Genomic DNA, 10,936 nt, shown 5'->3' on the forward strand with positions numbered 1-10,936 from the left:
TACAGCCGGCTTTTGAACAGAATAAAGGTTGCCGTTCACCGGAAGTGAACGACAACCATAAAATCAGATTCGAGGAGCGTACCCGAAAGAAAAGCCGGGCGCGCTCTGTGCAGATAAAGGAGAAAACAAAATGGGGATGAAAGCAGAACAGTGGAGACAAATTATTTTATCGTTTCAAAGTGAGAAAACATACGACAATCCATTCCTCGATGTTTCGGTCCTGGGAATTTTTACAGGGCCTTCCGGCCGAAAGATCAGAAGAGAAGCATACTGGGACGGCGGAAATACCTATCGGATTGCCTTTGCGCCGACCGAAACCGGAATGTGGAGCTATAGACTGGAAGCACCGGAGGAGACGGGACTTTCCGGAGTGCAGGGAACAATCGAATGTATTCCATACGAAGGAAAGCTTGCTATCTATCAGCACGGATTTCTGAAAGTGCATCCATCAGGAAAATATCTGGCGTATGCAGACGGAACACCGTTTTTCTGGCTCGGCGATACGCACTGGGAATTTGCTTTTGGTGAGCGGTGGGATGAGTCGAACCATCCGCAGATGACAAGCATGTTCCGTGGCATGGCGGATCGCAGGAAGGAACAGGGCTATAACGTTTATCAGACGAACCTTCGAAGCGACAGCTGGAAGGAACAGAAGAGTCGTTACTGGGAAACAGATGCAACGGATGATGTGCCAAATGTGGCATTTTATCAGAAGGAACTTGACCGCCGCATGCAGTATCTCGCCGATCTCGGCTTTATCAATGCACTCGGCTTTGCCTGGTCCGGATCGATCGAACAGGGCGTAGAGCACCAGAAACATCTGGCACGCTACATCATTGCCCGTTATGGCGCCCTTCCGGTTGTGTGGACGCTGGCAGGCGAAGTGGCAGGCTACTTTCCGGGAAAACCGCGGGAAACAGCCATCAAAGGCTGGCGTGAGGTCGCAAAGTATGTGGAAAAAATGGACGGCTATGGAACACTGCAGACCGCACATTACACGAATGAACGCCCGTTTGCAGATTACTATTATGACGAATCGTGGTTTGATTTTGTGCTGAATCAGGCCGGACACGGCGATTTTCCGATCAATCCGTCCTGGTACCGGACCTATCGGAAGAAACACGGAACAAAACCGTTCATTGAAGGCGAGTCGCTGTATGAATACTGTTCCACACTGGAAGAAAACGGAACCCGGCTCTGCACCGATGCAATGCTGCGCCGCGTGGCATACATGGCAGTCCAGACCGGCGGCTGCGGCTATACATACGGTGCGCAGGGCATCTGGGATAATATCTGGGAGGTAAGCGACATCAACCCGGATTTTAATGCATTCAACAAGTTTGGTATCACCTGGGCAAAAGCCATTGACGGCCCCGGAGGCGCACAGATGGGATATCTGAGACGTTTTTATGAAGAACATCATTTTGAGGAGATGGTGCCGTACGATCCGGCAGAAATGGAAGAGAGTATCAGCCCGTTTGCCAATAAGCTTGCGGCTGCCACGATCAGCCGGGATAAAACGAGAGCACTAATTTATTACGGAGAGATGGATGGCATGAGTACACCGATCACAGGCCTTTGTGACGGAAGTTATGCAATTTCCTGGTTTGATCCGAGAACGGGACAGACAGAAAGAGCAGAAACTAAGGTGGAAGTGCGAGGGGAGTCGTGCATTATGCCTAAGAAGCCGGCGGATGGAGACTGGATGCTGATAGCAGAATGCATAGAAAAAGCCGAAAAGTGATAAAAAACCATACAAAATGTGGAAAGAAACCGCAGAAAAGTGCAAATTCATCGCAGAATTGTTCTTTTTTGGAGGTGGGAAAGCAGATATAATAAGATCATCAAATGAGTCACGGCCGAAACTCAAAAACGAAACAAAACAAAAAGATAAAAGTGAGGATGAAAGAATGAAAAAGAAAGTAGCAGCGATTTTCATGGCATCGATCATGGCATGCTCCATGGCTGCATGCGGAAGCAGCGGTGGAAGCTCGGATTCCAGTAAGACAGATTCCAAGGATAAGAGTACCGCATCCAGCACAGCAGAGAACGGAAGCGGAGAAGTAGAGAAAATCATCGTAAGCTTCCCGACCTGGACGGGTGCTCCGGCAGACACCGAGAAAGTACAGGAAGCAATCAATGATATTACAAGAGATAAGATTGGCGTTGAAGTTGAGCTTTCTATTACCGATTTTGGATCTTTTAATCAGAATACGACGCTGGCGCTTTCCGCAAACGAGGAAATCGATGTGCTTGCATGCGTAGGATTCTCGTATCAGACCGGAATTCAGCAGGGATACCTTTCCGATCTGGATGAGAACGATCTTCTTGCAACCTACGGACCGGACATCGCAGAAGCAGTTGGACAGGATAACATTGATGCCTGCCGTGTAAACGGAGTTCTCTATGGCCTTCCAAGCAACCGGGACATTGCACAGGGACGTGGATGTGCTGCAATCGCAACAGAGTATCTGGATGGAATTGGCTACGAAGTAAAAAGTGATGATGAGATTGTAAAAATCAGTCTGGATGAATTAAATGATATTTATGCGCAGTTGCATGAAAAATATCCGGACAAAGAGGTTTATCGTCCGACAACAGGTTCTATGTCTCAGTTCTCCAACGTAGACTCCCTTGGTGGAAATGTGTTTGGTGTTTTGCTTGACTATGGCCAGAACCTTGATGTTGTCAATCTCTTCGAGAGCGATTTCTACAAGAATTATTGCGCAAGACTGTATGATTACAATCAGAAAGGCTATATCAGTGCCGATGCATCGACCGATACAACAGCAGTTGGTGAGCTTGTAAAAGCCGGAACTCTGATGAGCTATACCACAGGTGGAAAGCCTGGCATCAAAGCGCAGGAGACCACTCTGACCGGCCGTGATATGACAATTTTCCAGACCCTGGAGGACTATATCAGTTCTACTTCAGTGGCTGGTATGCCTTGGACTATTCCGATTTCTGCACAGCACAAAGAAGCAGCTATGAAATTCCTGAACGAGTGCTACACGAATGCTGATGTTGCAAATCTTCTGGCATGGGGCATCGAAGGAACACATTACAAAATTGGCGATGACGGACTTGCTACTTACGCAGACGGTGTAGACGCATCCAACTCCGGATGGAACCATTCCATGGGATGGATGATGCCGAACCAGTTCCTGACCCACGTATGGGAAGGAAATGACCCGGATCTGTGGACAGAGATGAAAGAGTTTAACACCAATGCAAAGGTTTCCAAAGCAAGCGGTTTCTCCTTTGACAGCACAAATGTGGCAAACGAGCTCACAGCAGTACAGAACGTATACAACGAGTATCAGACCAGCGTAGAGTACGGCTTTGTAGACCCGGAGACCGGAATTGCTGAGATGAATGATAAGATGATGACTGCAGGCCTCCAGAAGATTATCGATGAGAAAAAGGCACAGCTTGCAGCATGGCAGGAAGCAAACAAATAAAGTTTAGAATTTAGATCAAAAAATGACTGCGCCGTCCCAAAAACAGGACGGCGCAGGTTGTAAGAAGAGAAAAATCTGTCAAAACCGGAACGCTTCAGGACCGGCTGCGGATAAGAAAAAAGGAGAATGAAAAACATGGCAAGAGTGAAAAGTCAGAAGAGCCAGAAAAGACGAAAAACATTTGTACGCTTTCTGCCGATCTATATTCTGATGCTGCCGGGCCTCATTTATCTGTTTATCAACAATTACATGCCTCTGCCGGGCCTCGTAATTGCATTCAAACAGTACAATGCCGGAAAGGGCATCTACGGAAGTCCATGGGTAGGACTGAAAAACTTTGAATATCTGTTTACGACAAGCGATGCCTTTGTTATTACACGAAATACGATTCTCTATAACGTGGCATTTATCGTAATCAACACAACATTGGCAATTGCAGTAGCTATTATCTTAAGTGAGCTGGAAGGAAAACGGAAAAAAGTTTATCAGAGTGCCATCCTTCTTCCAAACCTTCTTTCCACCGTTATCATTGGATATCTTGTTTTCGCATTCTTCAGCGTAGAAAACGGATTCATCAACAACACGATTTTAAAGGCGCTGGGAAAAGATCCGGTTTCCTGGTATTCGGAGCCGAAATACTGGCCGTTTATCCTGGTTTTCGTCAGTGCATGGAAGTCGGTTGGTTACAACTGTATTGTATATCTGGCAACACTGATGGGATTTGATAAATCCTTCTATGAGTCAGCCAAAATCGATGGTGCGACGAGATGGCAGCAGATCAAATATATCACCCTGCCGCTTCTTCGCCCGACCATTATCATGCTGACCATGATGGCAATCGGAAGAATTTTCTACTCTGATTTCGGTCTCTTTTATCAGGTACCGATGAACCAGGGAGCTCTGTATTCCACAACAAACACAATTGATACCTACGTATACCGCGGACTGCTTCAGATGGGCAATGTTTCGATGTCTGCCGCAGCCGGTGTTTACCAGTCGATCGTAGGATTTATTCTGGTGCTTGGCGCCAACCTGCTGGTACGTAAAATTGACCGCGACAGCGCGCTGATCTAGGAGGAACGGTATGAAAACAAGAGAAGATAAAATTTATAGCTTTTTCGGCCATCTGATCATGACAATCCTGACACTGCTCGCGATCATTCCGATTCTGTTGATGTTCATTTCCTCATTGACTGACAATGCAACTCTGTTACAGAATGGATACTCTTTTCTGCCGGAAAAGTGGAGTACCTATGCTTATGAGTGGGTATTCACATCCAGCAGTTCCATGGTAATCAAAGCCTATGGAATGTCCTTTATCCTGACCGCAACCGGCGTTGTATGCAGCCTTGCACTGACAACCTGTCTGGCCTACGGCCTTTCGAAAAAGGGTCTGCCGGGACGCAATGTCCTGACCTTTCTGGTGTTCTTTACCATGCTGTTCAACGGAGGCCTTGTACCGACTTATATCAATTACACGACCGTATTCCATGTGAAAGATACGTTCTTCGGGCTGCTGGTTCCGTCTCTGATGATGAGCGCATTCAACGTTCTCCTGATGAAGAGCTACTTTGTCACCGGTGTGCCGGATGAAATTCTTGAGGCTGCCTATATTGACGGTGCAAACGAATTCCAGACTATGTGGAAGATCGCCATTCCGCTGTCCAAACCGATTATTACCACCGTTGCCATGTTCTCCGGTATCGCTTACTGGAATGACTGGAACAATGGTTATATCTATCTGACAAAGAGAACGGATCTCTACAGTATCCAGAACCTGCTGAACCGTCTGATGCAGAATATTCAGGCGCTGACGCAGAACGCCAACAACATGGCGCAGGCAGGCGAAGGCCTCTCCCAGATCCCATCCGGAACGGTTCGTATGGCGATGGCAGCACTTGGTATTCTGCCGATCATGATCATTTATCCGTTCATCCAGAAAAACTTTGTAAAAGGTATTACCCTTGGCGGCGTGAAGGGCTGATAAAAAAGTAAGTGAATCCAAAAAATCCGGCTTTCCGATATGCAAAAGGAAGGCCGGATTTTTTTAATTTCTAAACTGCCGTGGTGTCATGCCCGTCGATTTTTTAAACTGGCGGGAGAAGTACGAAATATTCTGGAAGCCGCAGGTGATGGCAATGTCGCGGATGCTCATTTCGCCCTTTGCGAGAAGCTCCTTGGAGCGCGCAATCCGGCGGTCGATGACGTAGTTGATGAGAGAACTTCCCGTGTCTTTTTTGAAGAGATGGGACAGATAATCGGCGTTCAGGTATACCATGGCTGCAAGCGTATCGCGGTCCAGCTCGTCGGAGAGGTGCGATTCGATATATGCTTTCACGGTGGCAACAGCCGTGTCCTGGGAAGCGGCTGCCTGACGGCTTTGTATGAACAGCAGAAGACTGTTGGAAATCCATTCTCGTAAAGCACCAAACGAGGAGAAGGTCTGCTCCGGGGAAGCAACGGTAATCTGGCGGCGGAAGGCTTCGTCTTCGCTGCCCGGATGATCCATCTGGCGGAACAGCAGCTGCAGGAACTGATAGTAAAAGCCGGTCAGAAATTCCCGTGTAGCAGTGCCGGAGCTTTTCGTCTGATTTAAGAAAGCGAAAACCTCAATCTGAAGCTGTTCCGTTTTTCCGGATGTGAGAAGATCGGACCAGCGGTCAGATGGAATCGGCTGAAAAGGCGTCTGAACAGGAGCTTCGGTTTCAGCGGCAAGATCGAAAACGTGATTTTCGTAGGTGACGTTCTTTCCGGCGAAGGCTTTCATGGAAAGAAAAGCTTTTCGCAGGTCTTCCGGGAGACAGACCTTCTGATCAACGAAAAAGTTGATCGAGAACGGAAAGTGTGTCACAAAGTCGGTCAGGGCCTGACGGCATCGGCCAATCACGGCGTCCCGAGAGTGTGTGGAGACCGGGAGAAGCAGAAGATAAAAACCATCAAGCACACGGATCGTCAGCGGCAGCTCGCCGGGTTCAAAAAAATATTCCCGGGCAATATTTTTTAAGGCAAATTCATACAGGGTACGGTTGTCGGTCGGAGAAAAGGAGTTTGTCTGTCCGGTCTGGATCAGAAGCGGACAGAAGGGCTGATGAATCAGTTCGACATTCAGACGGCGATAGCGGATTTCATCCATCACTTCGGAAGGGGCAGAGGAAATACTGCCATTTAACAGGTCGAGGAAGAACTGTTCCGCAAGCGGGAGCTCACTTTCCTTCCAGTAATTGGCATGAAGGGTGTTGACGCGGTCCTTCTGCTGCTTTTCACATTGCGCACAGGCTTTGTCAAGAGCTTCCAGAAGAGCATGGTCGTCCAGCGGCTTCAACAGATAGTCACTGCTGGAAAGCTTCATAGCGCGGGAAATATATTCAAATTTTGCATAGGCGGTCAGAAAAATGCAGACGGTTTCGTAGTGTGCCTGGCGGATCTGGTCCAGCAGTTCGAGGCCGGAACCGCCGGGCATCTCGATATCACAAATCATCAGATCAATCGGATGCGCGGAAAAGGCTTCCAATGCCTGCGTCAGATTGTAGGCACAGAAAATCTCAAAAAAGTCCGGGCGTAGTGTGCGGATTTTGTTGGAGATGCTTTCGACGGTATAATATTCATCGTCTACAATTAACAGGTTCATAATAACCTCCCAAAACATATTTTTAGCTGTTCCGGTTATCCGTCGATGCGGAAAAAGGGAACGTAAGGAAAATCAATGGTAATCTGAGCGCCTGCGCCGGGGCGGTTGCCAAAAGCAAAAGCTGCGTCGGGAAAAATCTGGCGGAGGCGGAGCACCACGTTTGTGATGCCGATGTGTTCCTGCTCGGAGTTTACATAGGTATCAAGCTTTTGCAGCACGGCAAGTATATCCTCGGAAAAACCGCATCCGGTATCCCAGATACAGATGTGAAGACGGGTACACTGATTTTCTTCCTGCGCGGTGATATCGATATGCATGTCCAGCACTTTCCCCATAACGACCTCATATTTGATCGTGTTTTCCACAAAGTTCAGGAGTATAAGCGGCACAACCGTTGCATTTTGCAGCGATTCTTCGCAGGAAGGGAGCAGGCGCAGCGCGCCGGGATAGCGGATGGAGGAAAGCTCCACGTAGTTTTTAACCAGCTTCAGCTCTTCTAAAAGCGAGACAGTCTGACCGGAGGAAAGCGTATAGCGCAGATGTACACTCAGGTTCTGAAGCATCTGCCGTGCCAGGTCCGCATGGTTATTTTCAGTCAGCTGATAAATGGTGTTCAGGCAGTTGATCATAAAATGCGGCGTGATCTGCTGCTTCAGGTAAAGCGCTTCCAGCTTCTGACGGGCGAGCTGTTTTTCGTAATTCGCGATTTTCAGATCATCGATCTCTTCGACCATATCGTTGAAAGCGGTCGTCATTTTCCGGAATTCGTCGAGCATAGCGTCATCCGGAATCCGCACCTTGAGATCACCGCCGCGGAGCTGTTCCAGCGCATGCGTCAGCATGTGAACCGGGTGAAGAACCCAGCGGTGCAGGGAAGCAGACAGGAGCAGCCAGATTACGAACAGACCGAGCGAAACGATCAGGGCGAGAAGATAAAAGCTGCTCTGATATTTGGTGTATTCCGAAGCCTTTAAAAGCAGGGTCAGCGACAGCGGTGTTTCGTTCAGTTCATGTGAAACAGCCATCCAGGAGGTTCCATCAATGTCGTAGGAAGGATATCGTCGCCATTTCAAGCGGGGAGCCTCCAGGCAGACATCGTTTGACGGGGTGCGCAGAAGAAGGGGACCATCGGAAAAATACAGAAGACTGTCCTGCGTTTTTGTATCGACCAGAGTGCCAAGGAGTGTATCCGTGGAAATGTACGCGCCGAGCAGATATCCGTTCAGGTTCAGAATACGGACAAGGTAATATTTCCCGTTGATTTCGTTGAGATTCCATACAGAGGACGGATCCTCTGTTTTGGCGATTTCACGGATATAGTTCCAGAGGAACGGTGTCGGGTTGGTGGTCTGGTCATAGAGGACCAGGGCATCTGTGGCTTCCTGATAGCAGAAAAAGCCGTCTACGGTATAGTTTGGCGTTGCGTTTTCAAAGCTTTTTTTGATTCGGTTTAATGTGATATACCAGTTGGTTGTCTGTGGTTCTGCTGCGCGGAGGGAAAGAAGATCGGCATCATTTAATGCGAAAACATAGAGGTAGGTTTCCGTGCGGGAAAGATTTTCATCTAGGCTTTTCTGGTACAGAACCAGTGTATTTTCCGAGTTCTCATGGATCCGCTCAAGCATCAGACCGAAAGCGGCTGTGTTGTTGTACGCGACAAGCGCGCAAAAAAGGACGATCATGACTGCAAGCAGAACAAAAATACGAAAACCAAGTGAGTGTATGGAAATTTTGGAAAAGCGTTTTTTCAAAGGACCATCTCCTCTCCTGTACATGTTAGATATATGCTGAATTTTGAGCCAGATAAAAAGAAAATGCCGGAACTGTTCAGCAAAAGGTCCGGCAGACTCTATGGGAAAGTTTACAATAAAAGTGAAAAAACGTCAATAAATACAAGGAAAAAAGAAATAGATATCGGCAAAAGTGATAAAAAAATAACTGAATTATTGTTTAAAAATTTAATTTAAAAAGATTGACTATTCAAAATACATTTAGTAAAATTAAATTATCACGATACGAAGCAATACTTATTTTAGAAAGGTGGAACGTATGTTACAGTCTTATACCGAATATGTAAAACGATATGGAATTGCAGAACTGGTTTTCCGGGGACCGTCCGAGGGAAATCCGTTTGCGGAGCAGTGGGTGAAAGGAACGATGGCAGGCCAGGCAGAGGAAAAGCGTGCCGAGGGCTTTTATGATGGAAACGGCGTATACAAACTGCGCTTTATGCCATCCTGCGAAGGAACGTATGAGATTACCGCAGTAACAAGCTGGGGCGATGAGGCGAAGGTGACGGTGGAGGTCAGCGCAGCCGATGAAAACTGCCACGGTCCGGTTCGGGTAGCAAACACCTACCATTTTGCTTACGATGACGGAAAGGAATACTACCCGTGCGGTACGACCTGCTATGTGTGGGAGCTGCAGAGTAAGGAGACTCAGGAGAAAACGTATGAAAGCCTTGCTGCTTCTCCGTTTAATAAGATCCGCTTCTGCGTTTTCCCGAAGCACTATGTCTACAATTTAAAAGAGCCGGCACAGTATCCGTTTGAAATTCGTGAAAATTCTCCGTGGTCTCCGTCTGACTTTGAGACAGAGAAGCTGGAAAAAGCGCCGCGCAATATGTTCGGCGGCATTGATGCCATGATCGAAAACCCGGATGAAGTATGGGATTATACCCGTCCGAATCCTTCTTATTTTGAACACATTGAAAACACGATCGCACGCCTTGGCACCATGGGAATCCAGGCCGATCTGATTCTGTTCCATCCGTACGACCGCTGGGGCTATTCCCGCATGAATCTGGAGCAGCAGAACTTTTATTTAAGATACGTTGTCAACCGTTTCAGTGCATACCACAATGTATGGTGGGCTATGGCAAATGAATTTGACCTGTTCCGCTGGAAACCGGTATCCGAGTGGGAGTCCAATGCAGAAACCGTCTGCCGTCAGGATCCGTACCGCCATCTGCGCTCCATTCACAACTGTATGACCATGTACGATCATTCCAGGGGATGGATCACGCACTGCAGTCTGCAGAGAATCGATCTGTACCGTACCGCAGAAAATGTGGAAATCTGGCGCCCGCAGTATGGAAAACCGTGCGTGCTCGATGAAATTGCATATGAAGGAAATCTTCCGTTCGGCTGGGGCAATATCAGCGGCGAGGAGATGACACGCCGGTTCTGGGAGGCATACACCAGAGGTGGATATGGCCAGCATGGAGAGACGTATGAAAATGAAAACGGTGTGATCTGGTGGTCACACGGCGGAGAGCTGAAGGGCGGCAGCCCGGCGCGGATCCAGTTCCTGCTGGATATCATGGAAGAAAACGGGGGCTATATGGAGCCGCTTCCGGCATTCTTTGATGAGACCTGCTGCACAAACAGCGCAAGCCATCCGAGAAAAGACTGCGTGATGTACTATTACGGTGCCAACCGCCCATGCCGCCGCCCGTTCCACATGCCGGAAGGTCAGGAGTTCGATGTGGAAGTCATCGACACCTGGAACATGACCATCACCCCGGCAGGCCGCCACAGCGGAGAATTCACGATCGACATGCCGTCAAGACCGTATATGGCGGTGAGACTGGTGAAAGTGAAATAAAAATGTGGGAGAGGAATCTTGAAATTCGATTCTGCATATGATATAGTATGTGTAGCTGATAAGAGAAATAAGTGACATGTGTTCACAAAGCGAACCCCCAGCAGCGGCAACTGCTGGGGGTTCTTCCCTTGTGTGCCGAGCATGGCACTAATCTTGCTGGTGCAAGTCCAGTCACGGGTATTTACCGCCAAGTGTAGCGAACCACAAGTTGGTATCAGTAACGGTATGGATGGAGGAAGTG

General features: G+C 48.2%; 7 protein-coding genes. 5 read left to right on the plus strand and 2 right to left on the minus strand.

Features of this window, described 5'->3' with window-relative positions:
- Nucleotides 1-130: 130 nt before the first annotated feature.
- From ACY2VW_RS09335 to ACY2VW_RS09350, 4 genes are all read left to right on the plus strand, one after another.
- Nucleotides 131-1,744, plus strand: a complete 1,614-nt coding sequence (locus tag ACY2VW_RS09335; protein ID WP_461877878.1) for an apiosidase-like domain-containing protein — start codon at nucleotides 131-133, stop codon at nucleotides 1,742-1,744.
- 166 nt (nucleotides 1,745-1,910) lie between these two features.
- Nucleotides 1,911-3,461, plus strand: coding sequence for an ABC transporter substrate-binding protein (locus ACY2VW_RS09340; protein ID WP_461877879.1), 1,551 nt, complete (start codon nucleotides 1,911-1,913; stop codon nucleotides 3,459-3,461).
- A gap of 126 nt (nucleotides 3,462-3,587) precedes the next feature.
- Nucleotides 3,588-4,535 (plus strand): ABC transporter permease, encoded by a 948-nt coding sequence (locus ACY2VW_RS09345; RefSeq protein WP_118595903.1) that lies wholly within the window; start codon nucleotides 3,588-3,590, stop codon nucleotides 4,533-4,535.
- Between the two features lie 10 nt (nucleotides 4,536-4,545).
- Nucleotides 4,546-5,445: a carbohydrate ABC transporter permease gene (locus ACY2VW_RS09350; RefSeq protein WP_055266923.1), complete on the plus strand. Its 900-nt coding sequence runs from the start codon at nucleotides 4,546-4,548 to the stop codon at nucleotides 5,443-5,445.
- 63 nt (nucleotides 5,446-5,508) lie between these two features.
- Here ACY2VW_RS09350 and ACY2VW_RS09355 read toward each other — a convergent pair whose 3' ends face one another.
- Nucleotides 5,509-7,089, minus strand: a complete 1,581-nt coding sequence (locus tag ACY2VW_RS09355) for a response regulator transcription factor (RefSeq protein ID WP_461877880.1) — start codon at nucleotides 7,087-7,089, stop codon at nucleotides 5,509-5,511.
- Between the two features lie 35 nt (nucleotides 7,090-7,124).
- Nucleotides 7,125-8,840: a sensor histidine kinase gene (locus tag ACY2VW_RS09360; RefSeq protein WP_461877881.1), complete on the minus strand. Its 1,716-nt coding sequence runs from the start codon at nucleotides 8,838-8,840 to the stop codon at nucleotides 7,125-7,127.
- 298 nt (nucleotides 8,841-9,138) lie between these two features.
- Between ACY2VW_RS09360 and ACY2VW_RS09365 the strand changes: the two genes are divergently transcribed.
- Nucleotides 9,139-10,695 (plus strand): DUF5605 domain-containing protein, encoded by a 1,557-nt coding sequence (locus tag ACY2VW_RS09365; protein WP_461877882.1) that lies wholly within the window; start codon nucleotides 9,139-9,141, stop codon nucleotides 10,693-10,695.
- Nucleotides 10,696-10,936: the final 241 nt, after the last annotated feature.

The sequence above is a fragment of the Fusicatenibacter sp. genome (assembly GCF_977045365.1).